The organism is Cyanobium sp. Cruz CV13-4-11, assembly GCF_024346055.1.
GTDB lineage: Bacteria > Cyanobacteriota > Cyanobacteriia > PCC-6307 > Cyanobiaceae > Cyanobium.
The window spans coordinates 13667-29440 of record NZ_JAGQCH010000030.1 but is presented as its reverse complement, the minus strand read 5'-3'; the positions used below and the strand labels follow the sequence as shown (position 1 = coordinate 29440).

Genomic DNA, 15774 nt, shown 5'->3' with positions numbered 1-15774 from the left:
GGGAAACGGGCCTGCCCACCCCTTGCAACGCCAGCCGCTAAGCCGATCGGCCTGAGGTGCGCGGCCCACCCCGGCTACGCCGGGGTGGGGGTGCCGGGGGATTTACACCACTTCAGGGGACGCCATGTGTGATGCCAAGGCCTATCTAGAAGCAGAAGATCGCGCCAGTCGCGCCCGACTAGGGGTGTGGCAAGTGCCTGGCGGCATCACCAGACCGTGGGATTTCCGGCGCGGACGCCGCTCACCGGTCATCCCAGATGGCACCACCCCGGAGGGCCGCCGTTACCGCTGCAGCGAGATCAGCTCCTATGCCAAAGCCCAGGAGCTGCTGCGCCAGGGGCACAGCTATCTAGATGGAAACGGGGACGGAGAAGCCTGCGAATCCCTGCGCTAACAGTCGCCTTCTGCCATATCGCGTAACTGCATTATTGGTTTTGCAGAAGCCTGTGGCAGCAATGGCTTGCCTGTTGATGTAGTGGATTGACAAAGCGTGTGAGTTTGGTATTTTCTGAATACCAGGCAAGCATCAGATGATTACCGGTCCAGATCTGCTCGCCAAGGTAAAGGAACTAGGAGATGTCTCCAAGTCTGAGTTAGTGCGCGAATGCGGCTACTTGAGCACCAAAAAAGATGGCAGCGAGCGACTCAACTTCACCGCATTCTATGAGGCATTGCTGAATGCCAAGGGTGTAAACCTCGGCACCGATAGCGCCGGCAGGAGCACTGGCAAGGGTGGCCGCAAGCTGAGCTACACCACCAAGATCCAGTTCAACGGCAATCTCATGGTGGGCAAGGCCTACACCGCCATGCTCGACCTCAAGCCAGGCGATGAGTTTGAGATCAAGATGGGCCGTAAGCAGATCAAGCTGATTCCTTTGGGCAGTACAGAAGAGGAGTGAGCTGCTCCTCGGTTGAGCTGCTTGCGGCTCTTCAAGAGAAGCCCCCGATCACCAACACAACCAGCTGGCGGAGTTGCTGCAGCTCGGTGGTAGTCACGCAGCAAGCGGTGGCATCTGTGATACGAGTCTTGGCCACACAGGTCAGGTTCTGTGGCAGCAGATAGCTCACCTTCCTGCAGCCGTTGGTGCTGTTGGGTTGGAGCACGACAGTCAGATCGGCCATCGCCAGCGAGGGGTCGCCAGTCATCGGCACCACCAGCACTGTTGGATAGGCAGGGTCAAACAGCTCGCAGTCCTGCACGACGACAGCTGGCCGCAGCTTGTTGGGCTCGGGAGGCAGAGGGTTCAGCCCAGGGTCGTTTGGATCTTTGCGCCAATCAACGGTGATGATCTGCCCAGCCCTCAAGTCCACGCCTGTCTTCAGCGGTTGAGGGGTTCAGGCGTGGCCCAGTCGGCAATGAAGGCACTGGCCTCCGGATCGGTGGCGATGTGCTCTGCCACCGCTTTGCTCTGGGAACGGATCCGTGCCCGCAGAGCATCCATAGCGCTGAGCGAGCTGCTCACCTGCACGATCCGTCGTCCCCCGCGCTGCCTGCGGCGCACGGAGAAGGGAGCCTCGGGCTGTTCAGTGGCGTAATCGGCAGGGGTCATGGCGGCAGCGCCCCGCGCTGACTGCATGGAGCAACTAGCTAACGTTAAACGCCATCCCTTGTTACGGCTCAACGTCGCTGAGCCAAAGCCAGCATCTCCAGCGCCTGGCCCTGCTGCTCCTGCCGCAGCGCCTCCGGTGCCTCGATGCGTAGGGCGCTGCCATGGGAGAAGAGCCAGCGGCGCAGAGCGCTGCCGCGAGCAGCGCCAGGCCCGCACCGCGGCTGATCTGGAAGCGCTGGGAACCCAGCGCGGCATGAAAAATCCCAAGTGCTGGGCGCGGCATGTGATCGCCAGCCGCCAGGCGCGTGGCCAGTGGGAGCTGCTGGCATGAACGAGCAGGAGCTGCAGCAGCGGATCCGCCTGGAGCTGGGCCGCGGCCCGGTGCGGCTATGGCGCAACAACGTCGGCGCCCTGCGCGATGAGCGCGGCCGTCTGGTCACCTACGGACTGTGCAAGGGCAGCAGCGACCTGATCGGTCTCAGCCAGGTCGTTATCGGCCCCGAGCACCTGGGCCAGACCCTGGCGCTGTTCACCGCCCTTGAGGTGAAGACAGCCCGGGGCCGCTTAAGCGAGGAGCAGGAGAAGTTCCTGCGGCTGGTGCAGCAGCTCGGCGGCCGCGCCGGCGTGGTGCGTTGCCTGGACGATGCGCAGCAGATCCTGCGCTTGCCCTGAGGAAGCCTTGGGCGCTCAGGCCTCAGAGCAGCCGGCGACTGCGGCGAGCGAGTGTTCGCTCCACTTCATCAATGTTCCACAGCAGGGGGGGTCTGCTTACTCCGGCGCCGGCTGCTCGGAAATGGTCTCCAGCCCGCAGCACCCCATCTCTGCGCAGACGCAACAGGCTTCTGTCACTAATGCGTAGGGCCTCGCAGGCCTCCCGGGTTGAGTGTGTATACGCCATGGAGCGCCTGGGTTCGCCTGGATCGGAATTTAGGCGAACTTCCCGAGGCACAACTGTTCTCTGATATGCCTATCTGCGGGCTGAAGGTATCAGCGCGCTGCCCCTGATTTGGTTGCTAAATGGAATCCTGGGTGGCGGTCTTTTTGGTAACCCCTTTCCTGGTTCCGGCTCTGCCGGTGTCCCATACGGGAACCTGCGGCCCTTCTGCCTTGCTGACGCTGAAGTGCTGCGACGCAAGCGGGGCAGGGGCCGCCGTGCAAGCTTAATAATGTTTTCTGCATCCCATTTGGGAACCTGCGCTCCAGGTCTTTTGCATCAATGATCGGCATCAAGAGGGGGGCGATTGACCAGTTCCCGTACCCGCGCTTCCAGGCGAGGCATCTCCAGTCGGCGGCCGTAGGTCTGCAGGTGCACCGCTGGTGAGTGGCCCATCAAGGCGGCGCTCTCGCGCACATGCAGCCCCAGGTCGAGGCCCAGCCGCAGGGCAAAGGCATGGCGCAGCCCGTAAGAGGTCAGCTCCGAAGACAGCTCGGCGGCAATGGCCTGGCGCTGCTGCAGTCGCTTGAGCTGCTGGCTGAGCACTTCGCCAGGTGAGCGGTGCTGCACGACGCAGTCCGGCAGTCCGTAGGTCAAGAAGCGATCAACGAGCTGCTGGCAATCGGCCGGCCAGCCAGCAGGGGGAACAGCGGGTACGCGGCGTTGGCCCGTGCTGCCCCGGCTATTGCGCTTGGCATGGGAGACCACGGCCACGGGGTGCCCTTGCTCCTTGAATAGCACCAGACCTTTGAGTTCAGCAGGGCGCAGCCCAAAGGCCACCAGGCAGTCCCAAGCCACCAGGTCGGCCGCTCCAAGACGAAGGCTGGCCTCGACGCGCGCGCGTAGCTCGGTGATCTCCTCGTCACTGAAGGCGCGAACACCTTCCGGGGGCGCCACAGCCTTGCCATTGCCGCGCAAGGGCGCCAAAGACTCCGGCCAGGGCCAGCCAGCTGTCTTCCACAGCTGCCGGTAGCGGTTGAACGCCATCTGGCGTGAGCGGCTGTTGGGAGCCCAGTGCCGCAGGGTGGTTTCCAGCAGCTCCTCGTCGAGTAGCCAGTGCCGGTTGGCCGCTTGCTGCGTGAGCTTGCCGTAATAGGGAAGGTAGGTGCGCTGCCAGGTGGAGATCCCCACCGTCTCCCCGAGCAGTCCCTTCTCAAGCCGCAGGATCACCTTGTTCAGTTCCTCCGGGCGTAGCCGGCGCTCATTGCCTGCGGGGAGGCAGTCCTCCGGGTCTGGCCAGCGCCAGGTGCCAGCCATGACCGCTTCATGGATGGCCATTGCTTCTGTGAGCGCTTCTGAGGTCTTGTCGGGCGCCGCGCTGGTCTGCAGGGTGACGGCCCGGACCTTGGGAGCTGCTGCGGCAGGTTCATCAGGACGGATCGGCAGCTCGGCGCTCAGCACCCGCAGGCGGTCGTGGTGCAGCTGGAGAAACCAGCCACCCCGTCCGCCACGACTGCGCTTGAAGCTGCGGGAGAGGTCCTTGCGCCACGGCGGGCTGGCCACGGGTCTTGGGTAAAAACTGGGTAAAAAATAGTCCGATCTCGACGGTTTCAGGCGGTTTTGAGCCGATCCAGTCGGATCAGCCCCTCTCCTGAAAGCCCCTGCGGTGACTGGCCTAAACCCCTGACACCGCTTGGCTTTTGGTAACGCCCCCTGATGGATTCGAACCATCGACCGGCTGCTTAGAAGGCAGCTGCTCTATCCAGCTGAGCTAAGGGAGCACGGAGCGCATTGTGCCAGCGTTTGGTGGCGAGTCCACTCCGGTAGCCACCCGTACAGTGGGCAACCGCGCTTGAACCGTTCCATGGCCGCCACCCGGCTCAGCGACAGCCAGAAAACCGAACTGGTTGGGCGCTTCCGGGAGGGTTCCAGCAGCCAGGAGCTGGCGGAGACCTACGGCTGCAGCCCCAACACGGTCATCCGGGTGGTGCGCACGGAGCTGGGGGAAGCGGAGTACGAGCGGGTCAAGTCCGAGCGCTCCCGCCGGCGCAGTCGGCCGCCGGTGGGGGCGGTCGAGCCCCCTGAGGCCCTGCAGACCGCCCTGGAGATCAGCAGCCCCGACGCCAGTCCCGAACCCGCCCCGGAGCTGGTGGCCCCCGAGGAGCCCGAGCCCGCGCCTGAGCCCGACATCGCCCCCGAGCCCGCACCGTTTCGCAAGGTCCTGCCCGATCCCCCCCGCCGCCTGTCCGTGCCCGCCCCGGTGCGGGCCGAAGCGGAGGCGGAGGACGGCCCCGCCGTGCTCGCCATCGAGGATGCCGACGACTTCGGCGCCGACGATGACGACCTGCTGACCAGTGACGACAGCGACGACGACGGCAGCGACGGGGAGATCAACCCCTTCCAGCCGATCCCCGTGGTGTTGCTCGACGACGCCGCTGCGGCCGGTGGTGAGGGCAGGCTCCAGCCCCTGGTGGCCGCCGCGCTGCCCAGCAGCGCCTACATGCTGGTCGACAAGACCGTGGAGCTGCAGGCCCGGCCCCTGAGCGAGTTTCCCGAGCTGGGGCGCCTACCCGCCGCCGAGCTGGAGCGCCAGGCGCTGGTGGTGTTCCTCAACCCCCGCCAGGCCAAACGCCAGTGCGGCCGCACCCAGCGGGTGATCAAGGTGCCCGACCTCAAAGTCTTCGAGCTCACGGCCCCCTACCTGCTGGCCCAGGGCATCAGCCGGGTGGTGATCGAGGGAGCCCTCTACGCCTTGCCGGGCAGCTGAGCCTCAGCCCTCGTCGGCGTTGCTGCTTCCGGGCAGCAGCAACGCCGCGCTGGCGCCACCGCTGATCACCCCCAGCACCAGGGCCACCCCCACGATGAATCCGGCCGGCAGCGGGGCGCTGCGGGCGAAGCCAAAGCGCAGCTGGGGCCGTTCCTCCAGGTTCTGGGCCCCCAGGCAGAGCAAGGCCAGCAGCAGGGTGCCGCCCAGCAGGCTGCCGCACAGGAGGCGCAGGCGCAGGAGCATCACGGTGTTGCAGGGGGAGGGGAGCAGTCTGCCGGCTCCTGGTGCAGCAGGGCGTAGAGGGCCCGGCGGCTGTGGCCGCTGCTGAGCGCCAGGCTGCGGGCCGCCTCCCGGTTGCTGAGGCCACCCGCCACCAGCTCAGCGAGGGCGCGGCGCAGGGCGGGTTCGTCCCAGACGGGGGCTGCCGCCGGTGGGGCGCCGCCGAGCACCAGGGTGCATTCCCCCTGGGGCGGGGTGCGTTGGAAGTGCGCCAGGGCCGCCGCCACGCTGGGGCCCACCTGTTCCTCGTGGCGCTTGGTGAGTTCCCGGGCCACCTGCAGGGGCCGGTCGCCCAGCACCGCCAGCAGGTCTTCGAGCAGGGCCAGCAGCCGGTGGGGGGCTTCGAACAGCACCATCGTGCGCTCCTCGCCGGCCAGGGCTTCCAGCCGCTGGCGCCGGGGCCCGCCCTTCGGCGGCAGGAACCCCTCGAAGCAGAAGCGGCCCGATGGCAGGCCGCTGCTCACCAGGGCGGTGGTGACGGCGCTGGGACCGGGGATGCAGATCACCTGGCGGCCGGCGGCGCGGGCGGCGGCCGCCAGCTCCTGGCCGGGATCCGACACCCCCGGCAGGCCGGCATCGCTGATCAGGGCGATCGCTTCGCCCGCCTCCAGGGCCGCCAGCAGCTGGGGGACGCGGGCCGTCTGGTTGTGCTGGTGGAAGCTCAGCAGCGGCACCCGCAGGCCGAGGTGATGCAGCAGCAGGCCGCTGCGGCGCGTGTCCTCGCAGGCGACCCGGCTGGCCCCTGCCAGCACTCGCCGGGCCCGGGGGGAGAGGTCGTCGAGGTTGCCGATGGGGGTGCCCACCAGATAGAGAACGCCGGCGGCGGGTTCCTGCTCCTGCACCGGGTCCTGCACAATGCCGTTTTCCGGTCTCCATGATGCCGTCTCCCTTCGCCCTGCCCAATGGCATCGGCCTTGAGCCCCTGCTGGTGGAGCTGCGCCGGCTGGCCTGGGGCGCGGCGGACATCCTGCGGGCCTACGCCCGCGGCGACGTGCCCCCCTATGGTTTCCCGCCGGCCCTGAGCGTCGACCATGGCGGCGAGGGGCCCGTGTCGGCGGCGGATCTGGCGGTGAACCGCTGGCTGCTGGATGGCCTGGCGGCGGCCTTTCCGGCCGCCGGCTGGACCCTGCTGAGCGAGGAGACCGCCGCCGAGGTGCTGGTGCCGGGCCAGCCGCTGGACGCGGAATGGCTGTGGATCCTCGATCCCCTCGATGGCACCAAGGATTTCCTGCAGGGCACCGGCGAGTACGCCGTCCATCTGGCCCTGGTGCACGGCCAGCGGCCGGTGCTGGGGGTGGTGCTGCTGCCGGAGCCGGAGGAGCTGTGGTTCGGGTTGCTGGGCGCCGGTGGTGCCGGCACCGGGGCTGGGGAGGCCTGGCGCGAGAACCGGGCCGGCGACTGCTTCGCCCCGGCGCTGAGCGGCCGCAGTCAGGATCTGGTGCTGGTGGCCAGCCGCAACCACCGCGATGAGCGGCTGGAGCAGTTGCTGGCCGACCTGCGGCCCGCCCGCAGCCTGGCGATCGGCAGCGTCGGCGGCAAGGTGGCCACGATCCTGCGGGGGGAGGCCGACCTCTACATCTCGCTTTCGGGCCGCAGTGCCCCGAAGGACTGGGACATGGCCGCCCCGGAAGCGGTGCTGCGGGCCGCCGGTGGCGGCTTCGACCATGCCGATGGCCGGCCGCTGCTCTACAACACCGGCGACGTGCGCCAGGCCGGTTGCCTGATCGCCAGCCATGGCCCGGCCCATGCCGAGATCTGCCGCCGCGCCGCAAGCGCGATGGCGACGATCGATCCCGACTTTGCCGTGTGAGCGGCAGCCCCCTGATTCAGTAGGCGAGCAGCTTCAGCCCGCAGCTCCGTGCGGCCTCCAGAAGCGCGTTGTCGCGACTGGCCAGGGGGAGTCCTCCACGCATCGCCAGTTCCAGATAGGCGGCGTCGTAGCTGGTGAGGCGATGTTGCGCCGCCAGGCTCAGCACGTCGTGCCAGACGACGTACGCCGCAGTGATCCGGCCGCGCCGTTCGGCGATCAGCAGCACGTTGCCCAGCTCCCAGAGAAACAGCGCCGGAACGCAGAGTTCGCACTCCGGCAATCGGCCCAGGAGCGCCTCTGAGGCCTCGGTGCGCTCGTCCTCGAAGCACCAGGCGCACACCGCTGACACATCGGCGACGAACCTCAGCACCGGCGGCCGTCGTCCCGCAACTCCCTGATGGAGAGGCCATCGAGGCGACGGCCCGTTGCGAAGTTGCGAAGACGCTCAATGGCCTCCAGGCGTCGCTCGCGCCCACCGGAGTCGACCGGAACCAGCCGTGCCAGCGGTTTGCCGTGGCGCGTGATCAGAATCTCCTCGCCGCCGGCCACCTCTTCCAGCAGGCTGGAGAGGTGGGTCTTGGCTTCGAAGGCACCGACCGTCTTCATCGCCCCGTTCCAACCAGTTTAGGGGTGAGGGCCCAGCCGCACGGCCAGAACCGCGGTGATCAGACCGCCACCGGCTCCTGCTGCTCCACGCCCCGCAGGGTGAGGTTGATGCGGCCGCGGTTGTCGATCTCCCGCACCCGCACCGTCACCTGATCGCCGACGTTGACAACGTCTTCGACCTTCTCGACCCGCGATTCCGACAGCTGGGAGATGTGGATCATCCCCTCCTTGCCGGGCAGGATCTCCACGAAGGCACCGATCGGGATCACCCGGGTGACCGAACCGTTGAACACTTCGCCTTCGCTGACGCGACGGGTGAGGCCCTCGATGATGCGCTGGGCCTCCTCGGCGGCGGCGCCGTCATGGCTGGCGATCGTGACGATGCCGCCGTCCTCGATGTCGATCTTGGTGTTGGTGCGCTCGGTGATGCCCTTGATGGTGCGGCCGCCGGGGCCGATCACCGTGCCGATCAGTTCCGGATCGATGCGGAAGCTGAGCAGGCGCGGGGCATGGGGGGAGAGGACGTCGCGGGGCTTGTCGATGGCTTCGAGCATCTTGCCGAGGATGTGCAGCCGGGCCGGGCGGGCCTGGTTGATCGCTTCGGCGACGGTCTTCACCGCCAGGCCGCTGATCTTCATGTCCATCTGCAGGGCGGTGATGCCTTTCTCGGTGCCGGCCACCTTGAAGTCCATGTCGCCGAGGAAGTCCTCGATGCCCTGGATGTCGGTGAGGATCCGCACCTCGTCGCCTTCCTTGATCAGACCCATGGCAGCGCCGCTGACGGGGGCGGCCAGGGGCACGCCGGCATCCATCAGGGCCAGGGTGCTGCCGCACACCGAACCCATGGAGGTGGAGCCGTTGGAGCTGAGGCACTCGGACACCACGCGCAGCACGTAGGGGAAGCTCTCCTTGGAGGGCAGCACGGGGATCAGGGCCCGCTCGGCCAGGGCGCCGTGGCCGATCTCACGGCGACCGGGGGAGCGCATGGGGCGCGTCTCACCGACCGAGTATGGAGGGAAGTTGTAGTGGTGCAGGTAGGTCTTCTCGCTGATGGGGTTGAGATCGTCCATCTCCTGGGCGTCGCTCGGGGTGCCGAGGGTGGCGCAGGAGAGCACCTGGGTGAGCCCACGCTGGAACAGGCCCGAGCCGTGCACGCGCTTGGGCAGCACGCTCACGGCCGCCTGAATCGGGCGCACCTCATCGAGGTTGCGGCCATCCACCCGCTTGCCTTCGACAACGATCTGCTGACGCATCAGCTTCTTGGTGAGGCTCTTGTAGGAGTTTCCCAGCAGCTTGCTGTTGCTGCTCACGGCCACCTTGATCGGATCCTCCCCGTTGAGGGCGGCGATCTTCTCGCCCACTTCGGCCTTGATGGCGTCGAGCTTCTCGTCCCGTTCGGCCTTGGTCTGCTCGAAGTGCTTGAGCACCTCACTGATGCCCTGGGCGCACTCCTTCTCCAGGAAGCTGGGCAGGGTGGGATCGTCGCTGCGCTCTTCCGGCAGAACCTGCTCGATGCCCAGTTCCTTGAGCAGGGCCAGCTGGGCGCGGATCAGCTCGCCCACGGCTTCGTAGCCGAAATCGATCGCCTCGATCACATCCTGTTCGGGCAGCTGGTTGGCGCCCGCTTCCACCATCACCACGCCGGAGGGGGTGCCGGCCACCACCAGATCCAGTTCGCTGCGTTCGATCTCGCGGAAGCTGGGGTTGAGCACGAAGTCGTCACCCAGCAGGCCCACGCGCACGGCGGCCATCGGCCCCATGAAGGGGATCTTGGCCAGCAGGGTGGCCATCGAGGCGCCGGTGACGGCGAGCACATCGGGCGGGACCCGCTCATCCAGGGACATGCAGGTGGCGACGATCTGGAGGTCGTCGCGCAGCCAGCCCGGGAACAGGGGCCGCATCGGCCGGTCGATCAGGCGACAGGTGAGGATGGCTCGCTCGGGGGGGCGGGCCTCACGACGGAAGAAACTGCCGGGGATGCGGCCGGCGGCGTAGAGACGCTCTTCGTAATCGCAGATCAGGGGCAGGAAATCAATGCCGTCCCGGCCTTTCGAGCGGGTGGCGGTGACCAGGATCGACGTATCGCCGCATTCCACCATTACCGAGCCCCCGGCCTGGGGCGCAAATCGGCCGCTGGTCAGCCGGATCTCCCGACCATCGAAGGAGATCGACTGAGTGTGTCCTTGCACTGGGCGTTATGTCCGTTTTGTTGTCACGCACCATTCTCGCATCCGCCCTGCCGGGCTGATCACCAGCTGGACTTGACCACGCCGGGGAGTTCACCTTTGTGGGCCCGCTCGCGCAGCTGGTTGCGGCAGAGACCGAAATCGCGGTAGTAGCCGCGGGGCTTGCCGGTGGCCCAGCAGCGGTTGCGGATGCGGTTGGGGGCGCTGTTGCGGGGCAGCGACTGCAGCTTGCGGTGGATTTCCAGGCGCTCCATCGGATCGCCGGCCGCATCAAAGGCCTCCTTGAGGGCGGCACGGCGCGTCGCGAAACGCTCCACGATCTTGCGGCGCTTGACGTCACGCGCGATCATCGACTTCTTCGCCATGCGGCCGGAGGAGGGAGAAACTTCAGCCTTTCACCTTACCTCTTGGAGTGGCCGGCACCGGTTCGGGGCCCGGGTGGCTGGGGCAGAGATCGGCCAGGCCGCAGCCGGCGCAGCGGGGCTTGCGGGCCACACAGACGGCCCGGCCGTGGAAGATCAGCCGGATCGAGAGGGTTTCCCATTCGGGCCTGGGCACCAGCTTCATCAGGTCGGGTTCGATCCGCTTGGGGTCGGCGTGGCGGGTGAGCCCGAGCCGGTTGGCCAGCCGTTTCACGTGGGTGTCGACCGTGACGCCGGCGTTGATGCCGAAGGCATGGGCCAGCACCACGTTGGCGGTCTTGCGGGCCACCCCCGGCAGGGGCAGCAGCTCCTCCATCGAGGCGGGCACCTCGCCCCCGTGGCGTTCCATCAGCAGGCGCGAGGCGGCCACGATGTGCTTCGCCTTGTTGCGGAAAAAGCCGGTGGATTGCACGTAGGGCTCCACCGCCTCACTGCCAACGGCCGCGGCGGCGGCGGCATCGGGGAAGCGCTCGAACAGGGCCGGGGTCACCTTGTTGACCCGCTCGTCGGTGCACTGGGCCGAGAGCATGGTGGCCACCAGCAGCTCGTAGGGGGTGCGCCAGTCGAGGGAGCAGGTGGCGTCGGGATAGAGCCCGCCGAGCCGCTCCAGGATCAGCGGCGCCCGGGTGCGGGGGCTGGGGAAGCGGGGCACCTCAGCGGCTGAGCAGTTGCTGGATGGCGGGCAGCTGGCTGGTGTCCTTGACGATCAGCACCAGCGAAAGGCCCACCAGGAACACGAAGCCCGACTGCATGAAGGCCATCTGGTAGCGGTCGGCCAGGGGGCGGCCCCGCACTCCCTCGAGCAGCAGCAGGGCGAACTGGCCGCCGTCGAGCAGGGGCAGGGGCAGGGCGTTGAGCACCGCCAGGTTGATCGAGATCAGGGCGGTGAACAGGAACAGGCTGCTGCCCCCCTGGCTGGCCAGGGAGGCCCCCATCTCGACGATCTTCACCGGGCCCGACACCTGGGGGGCGGTTTCGCCGAAGTGGGTGATCAGGGTGCCGAAGCCTTCCACCGTGCGGCGGGTGAGGGCCACGAAGTCGTGGTTGGCCTGCAGGACCGGCTCCAGGGGGCTGGTGGCGGCCCGGAAGGACTCACTGCCGTTGGGCTGCAGCTGGGCGCCGATGCGGCCGATGCCGCCGTTGTCGGTGGGGGTGAGGGGCAGGGTGACGGTTGTGCCGTTGCGGTCGGCCTGCAGGCGCAGGGTGCGGCCGGGGGCGTCCTTAATGCGGCCCACCAGGGCCATCACCGCCTCCTGGCCGCCGGCCAGGGGCGTGCCATCGATGGCCACGATGCGGTCGCCGGGCTGGAGGCCGGAGCTGGCGGCCGCCTGGCCGGGTTGCACGGCGGCCACCAACACGCCGGGGGTGGCGCTGAAGCCGGAGGGGATGCCCAGCACCAGCCCCTGGGCCAGCAGCACACTCCAGGCCAGCAGCAGGTTGGCGATCACGCCGGCGGCGATCACCAGGGCCCGCTGGGCCAGGGGCCGGTTGCGCATCAGGTCGGGATCATCGGCGGGGATGGTGCTGTCCTCCTCGTCGTCGGGGAAGGACACGAATCCCCCCAGGGGGATGGCCCGCAGGGCGAACAGCACGCCGCGTCGCCGCCGCTGGATCAGGGCCGGACCGAAGCCGATCGAGAAGCCACTGACCCGGATGCCCTGCCAGGTGGCGGCGAAGAAGTGGCCGGCCTCATGCACCAGGATCAGGCCCGCCAGGATCGCCAAAGCCGTCAGTACACCCATTCCGTCGTCCGGCTCCATTGGTCCCATTCTGCGGGAACCGCCCCACCGCCGTGCCGGCGCCCCGGTGCGGTGGTACGGCCGGGGTAGGGAGATAGCATGAACGTGTCGATGTAATCAGCTGGCTGGATGTCACCGGAAGAGACCGAAGGCGAAGGCGAAGCCCAGCTGCAGGAACTGAGCACGGCGCTGCGCCACGTCCTGCCCCCGGGGGTTTCTGCCAGCCTCCGGCTGTCCACCGGGCGCACGGTCTACGTCACGGTGGGTGACATCAGCCGCACGGGGGCCTGCGTGATCCGGCGCGGCTCACTGGAGGTGGAGGCCAACGAAGAGCTGCTCCTCGACATCAGCAACTACGAGCAGAACCAGAACTTCTCCCTGCCGGCCCGGGTGCAGTGGGTGAGCATCCGCAGCTACAACACCCTGGTGGGAGTGGTCTTCTCCCAGGGGCCCCTGCTGCCGGGCACCATGCTGGATCAATACCTTGATCAGACCCTGAAGGCGCGACAGGGCTTCGCAGACGGCTGATCAGGGTGGGTGGTTGTACGGCAAACCTGCCTCCCTCCAGGGCGCGGGGGGCAGAGATTTCCCCTTCGTTGAATCCTTCGTTCTGGCGATATTGCTGTTCACAGGCCAATTAGGTCTGCATGCTCCAATTTTCCAATGGCTTCGCTAACCAGCCGGACCGCGCATTCTTTCCAGAGGCCGGCTCTACACCACGGGGGCCAGCAACCTGAACGGCTCTGCGCTGTCGGAATCCCTTGCGCCTCAGCCAGCCCCGATCCGCTCGGAGCCGAAGTAGGGCACCAACGCCGCCGGAATCCTGACGCTGCCATCGGCCCGCTGGCCCGCCTCCAGCAGGGCGGCCATGGTGCGGCCCACCGCCAGGCCGCTGCCGTTGAGGGTGTGGAGCAGGCGGGTGGTCTTGCCGTCGCGGCAGCGGATCGAGGCCCGCCTGGCCTGGAAATCGCCGCAGGTGCTGCAGCTGGAGATCTCCCGGTAGGTGCCGGCCCCCGCCAGCCACACCTCCAGGTCGTAGGTGCGGGCGGCGGAGAAGCCCAGATCGCCCGTGCACAGCTCCAGGCGCCGGTAGGGCAGCTCCAGGGCCTCGAGGATCGCCTCGGCATCCAAGGTGAGCTGCTCGTGGGCGGCTTCGGAGTCCTCCGGGGCCACGAACCAGTACAGCTCCACCTTGTTGAACTGGTGCAGGCGGATCAGGCCGCGGGTGTCGCGGCCGTAGGAGCCGGCCTCGCGGCGGAAGCAGGGGGTGTAGGCGGCGTACTTCAGCGGCAACTGCTCGGCGCCCAGCACCTCACCGCGATGCAGGGACGTGAGCGGCACCTCGGCGGTGGGGGTGAGCCAGAGGTCGTCCTCGGCGCAGCGGAAGCTTTCCTCGGCGAACTTCGGCAGCTGGCCGGAAGCGGTGAGGCTGGCGGTGTTGACCAGGATCGGCGGCAGCACCTCGGTGTAGCCCCGTTGGCTGTGGCGGTCGAGCATGAAGCTGATCAGGGCCCGCTCCAGCCGGGCCCCCTGGCCCAGCAGGGTCACGAAGCGGCTCTGGGCGATGCGCACCGAGCGCTCGCTGTCGACGATGCCCAGCCGCTCGGCGATCTGCCAGTGCTCCTGCAGCTCCTCGCCTGTGGCGGGAAGGCGCGGCGTGCCCCAGCGCTTCACCTCCACGTTGTCGGCCTCGCTGCGGCCGTTGGGGCAGAGGGGCGAGGGCAGGTTGGGCAGCACCAGCAGCTGCTCGAGCAGCTGGGCCTCGATCCCCTTCTCCTGCTCCTCCAGCCCCGCCACCTGCTGCTTGATGCGGTTGCCCTGCTCCCGCAGCTCCTTCACCTCCTCGCCGCCCGGGGCGGCGCCGGCCCGGATGCGCTCGCCCACCTCCTTGCCGATGCGGTTGCCCTCCGCCTGCAGCTCACTGCGCTGCTGCTCCAGGTCGCGGGCCTCCAGGGCCAGCTGGCGCAGGCCGGAGAGGTCGGTGGCCAGGCCGCGCCGGGCCAGGGGGCCGGTGATCAGCGTCGGGTCGTTGCGCAGCAGGCGCTGATCCAGCACGGGAGGGCCCATCGTCTTGGAGGCAGCCTACGGACCGGGGGTTCCAGATTTGCATCCAGGATCAGGTCGCGGCTGAGGCTGATGTTGATCGCCGCATCGGCCCTACAGTTCTGAAACCATCTGACCACCTGACCATGCGTTCTGTCGGCCTGGCGGAGGCGAAAGCGCAGCTCTCCGCCTTGCTGGATGCGGTGGAGTTGGGCGATGAGGTGGTGATCACCCGCCGCGGCCAACCGGTGGCCCGGCTGGTGCGTGAAATCCCTGCCTTGGCCGAGGATGGCGCGCTTTCATGGCCGGAGCGGCTGCGGCGGTTTCATGCCAACCAGCCCCCCTTTACGGGGAACGCGGTTGCCCTCGTCGGTGAGCTGCGGCGGGATCGGGGATGACGCCCCAACGCCGGCTTTCCTGCGGCGGAGCAGTGGTTTCTCGACCAAGGCGATGCGCCTCTCTGGGTCAGCCACTGGGTGCTGGTGGAATTCGCCGGCGTGGTCTCTCTGTGTGTGCGCCGGGGTGATCTCAGCAACGATCGTGCCGGGGCCATTCACGCCGAATTTGAGTGCTTCCGCCGCGAGCGCCTGCAATTGCTGGAACCGCGGGGCACCGATTTCCTGCAGGCCAGGCAGTGGTTGCAGGAGATGGAGGGCCTGTCGCTGCGCAGTGGCGACGCCCTCCACCTGGCCATCGCCAGCCGGGAGCAGTTGATCCTCACCACGGCCGACCAGGCGCTGATTCAGGCCGCCGCCGCCCTGGGCCTGGACCACCACTGGATCGGCAACACAGTGCTGTAGGCAGGATTTCAGAGCACCTGCACCACTTCGCTCACTTCCGGGATCGATTCACGCATTTTGCGCTCGATGCCCATCTTGAGGGTCATGGTGCTGCTGGGGCAGGAGCCGCAGGCGCCCTGCAGCCGCACCTTCACCACCGGTCCGTCGATTTCGACGATCTCCACGTTGCCGCCATCGGCCATCAGGTAGGGACGCAGCTCGTCGAGCACCCGCTCAACGTTCTCGATCGTGAGGGCGCGGGGATCGGTGCCGGCGTCGGGGGTGGCTGTTTCGGTGGTCATGGGTACTCCATTGCTTGCCCAGAGCTTAGGAAGCGCGAGGCCGGTTCAGACGAGGCGCACGGTCGGTCCGTAGGGCGCCAGCTGGCGATCGGCGCTCAGCCACCAAAGCACCAGATGGGTGTCAAGCAGCAGACGTGCCACGGCCTCCGTCCGCAGGAAAGAGGTTGGCGTCCAACAGGCCGTCCACCGGGGCGTCGAAATCGTCAGACAGGCTGATCGCACCGGCGAGGGCACCCGGAGGGGCGATCCCCCCGGCCTTGCCACCACAGGGCACCAGCCGGGGGATCACATCGTCCTGTCCAGCTTCCACCTGCTGCAGGGGTGCGGAGGGAGGCTCTGTCGCCGACATACGCAACCAATCAAACTAAGTCTTAGTTTGATTGGTTGGAAGATCAAGGCTGACCTTCGGCCCATGTC

At 67.8% G+C, this 15774-nt stretch carries 20 protein-coding genes, 1 tRNA gene and 1 pseudogene; 8 read left to right on the top strand and 14 right to left on the bottom strand.

Going from position 1 to position 15774, the window contains the following annotated elements; all coding sequences use genetic code 11:
- The first annotated feature begins 124 nt into the window (after positions 1 to 124).
- Positions 125 to 394: an excalibur calcium-binding domain-containing protein gene (locus KBZ12_RS16725; protein WP_254959154.1), complete on the top strand. Its 270-nt coding sequence runs from the start codon at positions 125 to 127 to the stop codon at positions 392 to 394.
- A 136-nt stretch (positions 395 to 530) separates the two neighbouring features.
- Entirely contained in the window at positions 531 to 899 is a 369-nt protein-coding gene (locus tag KBZ12_RS16720) for an AbrB family transcriptional regulator (protein WP_254959152.1), read from the top strand.
- Positions 900 to 930: 31 nt separating this feature from the next.
- Here the strand turns inward: KBZ12_RS16720 and KBZ12_RS16715 are convergent, their stop codons facing one another.
- Both KBZ12_RS16715 and KBZ12_RS16710 read right to left on the bottom strand, forming a co-directional pair.
- Positions 931 to 1305, bottom strand: a complete 375-nt coding sequence (locus KBZ12_RS16715; protein WP_254959151.1) for a type II toxin-antitoxin system PemK/MazF family toxin — start codon at positions 1303 to 1305, stop codon at positions 931 to 933.
- 14 nt (positions 1306 to 1319) lie between these two features.
- A complete protein-coding gene (locus KBZ12_RS16710) occupies positions 1320 to 1550 on the bottom strand; it encodes a hypothetical protein (RefSeq protein ID WP_254959150.1) in 231 nt (76 codons plus the stop codon).
- A gap of 327 nt (positions 1551 to 1877) precedes the next feature.
- Between KBZ12_RS16710 and KBZ12_RS16705 the strand changes: the two genes are divergently transcribed.
- Positions 1878 to 2222 (top strand): VRR-NUC domain-containing protein, encoded by a 345-nt coding sequence (locus KBZ12_RS16705; protein ID WP_254959149.1) that lies wholly within the window; start codon positions 1878 to 1880, stop codon positions 2220 to 2222.
- Between the two features lie 541 nt (positions 2223 to 2763).
- Here KBZ12_RS16705 and KBZ12_RS16700 read toward each other — a convergent pair.
- Entirely contained in the window at positions 2764 to 3987 is a 1224-nt protein-coding gene (locus tag KBZ12_RS16700) for a hypothetical protein (protein WP_254959148.1), read from the bottom strand.
- Positions 3988 to 4131: 144 nt separating this feature from the next.
- A tRNA-Arg gene (locus KBZ12_RS16695) sits at positions 4132 to 4205 on the bottom strand.
- A gap of 83 nt (positions 4206 to 4288) precedes the next feature.
- Here KBZ12_RS16695 and KBZ12_RS16690 point away from each other — a divergent pair.
- Complete coding sequence (locus KBZ12_RS16690; RefSeq protein WP_254959147.1) at positions 4289 to 5191, top strand: hypothetical protein; 903 nt, start codon at positions 4289 to 4291, stop codon at positions 5189 to 5191.
- 3 nt (positions 5192 to 5194) lie between these two features.
- On the opposite strand, the gene KBZ12_RS16685 is transcribed toward KBZ12_RS16690, so the two are convergent.
- A complete protein-coding gene (locus KBZ12_RS16685; protein WP_254959146.1) occupies positions 5195 to 5434 on the bottom strand; it encodes a hypothetical protein in 240 nt (79 codons plus the stop codon).
- Positions 5434 to 6324, bottom strand: coding sequence for a 16S rRNA (cytidine(1402)-2'-O)-methyltransferase (gene rsmI / locus KBZ12_RS16680; RefSeq protein ID WP_254959145.1), 891 nt, complete (start codon positions 6322 to 6324; stop codon positions 5434 to 5436). Before rsmI ends, KBZ12_RS16685 begins: the two co-directional genes overlap by 1 nt.
- A 20-nt stretch (positions 6325 to 6344) precedes the next feature.
- On the opposite strand from rsmI, the gene KBZ12_RS16675 reads away from it, so the two are divergent.
- Complete coding sequence (locus KBZ12_RS16675) at positions 6345 to 7280, top strand: 3'(2'),5'-bisphosphate nucleotidase CysQ (protein WP_254959144.1); 936 nt, start codon at positions 6345 to 6347, stop codon at positions 7278 to 7280.
- A gap of 16 nt (positions 7281 to 7296) precedes the next feature.
- On the opposite strand, the gene KBZ12_RS16670 is transcribed toward KBZ12_RS16675, so the two are convergent.
- The 6 genes from KBZ12_RS16670 to rseP are packed head-to-tail and all read right to left on the bottom strand — an operon-like array spanning position 7297 to position 12236.
- On the bottom strand, positions 7297 to 7650 hold the full coding sequence (locus tag KBZ12_RS16670) for a type II toxin-antitoxin system VapC family toxin (RefSeq protein ID WP_254959143.1): 354 nt from the start codon (positions 7648 to 7650) through the stop codon (positions 7297 to 7299).
- Complete coding sequence (locus tag KBZ12_RS16665; protein ID WP_254959142.1) at positions 7644 to 7886, bottom strand: type II toxin-antitoxin system Phd/YefM family antitoxin; 243 nt, start codon at positions 7884 to 7886, stop codon at positions 7644 to 7646. The genes KBZ12_RS16670 and KBZ12_RS16665 overlap by 7 nt, the downstream gene beginning before the upstream one ends.
- A gap of 59 nt (positions 7887 to 7945) precedes the next feature.
- Positions 7946 to 10075 carry a polyribonucleotide nucleotidyltransferase gene (locus KBZ12_RS16660; RefSeq protein WP_254959141.1) on the bottom strand — a complete coding sequence of 710 codons (2130 nt, stop codon included), beginning with the start codon at positions 10073 to 10075 and terminating at the stop codon, positions 7946 to 7948.
- Between the two features lie 59 nt (positions 10076 to 10134).
- The gene (rpsN, locus tag KBZ12_RS16655; RefSeq protein ID WP_216905428.1) at positions 10135 to 10437 is read right to left on the bottom strand and encodes a 30S ribosomal protein S14; all 303 of its coding nucleotides are present in this window, start codon (positions 10435 to 10437) and stop codon (positions 10135 to 10137) included.
- 22 nt (positions 10438 to 10459) lie between these two features.
- Entirely contained in the window at positions 10460 to 11146 is a 687-nt protein-coding gene (gene nth / locus KBZ12_RS16650) for an endonuclease III (RefSeq protein WP_254959140.1), read from the bottom strand.
- 1 nt (position 11147) lies between these two features.
- Positions 11148 to 12236: an RIP metalloprotease RseP gene (gene rseP, locus KBZ12_RS16645; RefSeq protein WP_254959156.1), complete on the bottom strand. Its 1089-nt coding sequence runs from the start codon at positions 12234 to 12236 to the stop codon at positions 11148 to 11150.
- Positions 12237 to 12362: 126 nt separating this feature from the next.
- On the opposite strand from rseP, the gene KBZ12_RS16640 reads away from it, so the two are divergent.
- Entirely contained in the window at positions 12363 to 12761 is a 399-nt protein-coding gene (locus KBZ12_RS16640) for a PilZ domain-containing protein (RefSeq protein WP_254959139.1), read from the top strand.
- Between the two features lie 240 nt (positions 12762 to 13001).
- Here the strand turns inward: KBZ12_RS16640 and serS are convergent, their stop codons facing one another.
- Positions 13002 to 14288 (bottom strand): serine--tRNA ligase, encoded by a 1287-nt coding sequence (gene serS / locus KBZ12_RS16635; protein ID WP_254959155.1) that lies wholly within the window; start codon positions 14286 to 14288, stop codon positions 13002 to 13004.
- A 134-nt stretch (positions 14289 to 14422) separates the two neighbouring features.
- On the opposite strand from serS, the gene KBZ12_RS16630 reads away from it, so the two are divergent.
- Both KBZ12_RS16630 and KBZ12_RS16625 read left to right on the top strand, forming a co-directional pair.
- Positions 14423 to 14674, top strand: coding sequence for a type II toxin-antitoxin system Phd/YefM family antitoxin (locus KBZ12_RS16630; RefSeq protein ID WP_254959138.1), 252 nt, complete (start codon positions 14423 to 14425; stop codon positions 14672 to 14674).
- Positions 14675 to 14710: 36 nt separating this feature from the next.
- Positions 14711 to 15076, top strand: a pseudogene (locus KBZ12_RS16625) (type II toxin-antitoxin system VapC family toxin); the annotation flags it as partial.
- An 8-nt stretch (positions 15077 to 15084) separates the two neighbouring features.
- On the opposite strand, the gene KBZ12_RS16620 reads toward KBZ12_RS16625, so the two are convergent.
- The gene (locus tag KBZ12_RS16620) at positions 15085 to 15357 is read right to left on the bottom strand and encodes a NifU family protein (RefSeq protein WP_254959137.1); all 273 of its coding nucleotides are present in this window, start codon (positions 15355 to 15357) and stop codon (positions 15085 to 15087) included.
- Positions 15358 to 15774: the final 417 nt, after the last annotated feature.

What these genes read in the sequence shown, in the direction of transcription:
- KBZ12_RS16690 (WP_254959147.1), top strand. Translation starts at nt 4,289, where the DNA reads ATGGCCGCCACCCGGCTCAGCGACAGCCAGAAAACCGAACTGGTTGGG.
- KBZ12_RS16685 (WP_254959146.1), bottom strand. Translation starts at nt 5,434, where the DNA reads ATGCTCCTGCGCCTGCGCCTCCTGTGCGGCAGCCTGCTGGGCGGCACC.
- KBZ12_RS16665 (WP_254959142.1), bottom strand. Translation starts at nt 7,886, where the DNA reads ATGAAGACGGTCGGTGCCTTCGAAGCCAAGACCCACCTCTCCAGCCTG.
- KBZ12_RS16710 (WP_254959150.1), bottom strand. Translation starts at nt 1,550, where the DNA reads ATGACCCCTGCCGATTACGCCACTGAACAGCCCGAGGCTCCCTTCTCC.
- KBZ12_RS16725 (WP_254959154.1), top strand. Translation starts at nt 125, where the DNA reads ATGTGTGATGCCAAGGCCTATCTAGAAGCAGAAGATCGCGCCAGTCGC.
- KBZ12_RS16630 (WP_254959138.1), top strand. Translation starts at nt 14,423, where the DNA reads ATGCGTTCTGTCGGCCTGGCGGAGGCGAAAGCGCAGCTCTCCGCCTTG.
- rpsN (WP_216905428.1), bottom strand. Translation starts at nt 10,437, where the DNA reads ATGGCGAAGAAGTCGATGATCGCGCGTGACGTCAAGCGCCGCAAGATC.
- KBZ12_RS16720 (WP_254959152.1), top strand. Translation starts at nt 531, where the DNA reads ATGATTACCGGTCCAGATCTGCTCGCCAAGGTAAAGGAACTAGGAGAT.
- KBZ12_RS16705 (WP_254959149.1), top strand. Translation starts at nt 1,878, where the DNA reads ATGAACGAGCAGGAGCTGCAGCAGCGGATCCGCCTGGAGCTGGGCCGC.
- KBZ12_RS16620 (WP_254959137.1), bottom strand. Translation starts at nt 15,357, where the DNA reads ATGACCACCGAAACAGCCACCCCCGACGCCGGCACCGATCCCCGCGCC.
- KBZ12_RS16675 (WP_254959144.1), top strand. Translation starts at nt 6,345, where the DNA reads ATGATGCCGTCTCCCTTCGCCCTGCCCAATGGCATCGGCCTTGAGCCC.
- rseP (WP_254959156.1), bottom strand. Translation starts at nt 12,236, where the DNA reads ATGGGTGTACTGACGGCTTTGGCGATCCTGGCGGGCCTGATCCTGGTG.
- KBZ12_RS16640 (WP_254959139.1), top strand. Translation starts at nt 12,363, where the DNA reads ATGTCACCGGAAGAGACCGAAGGCGAAGGCGAAGCCCAGCTGCAGGAA.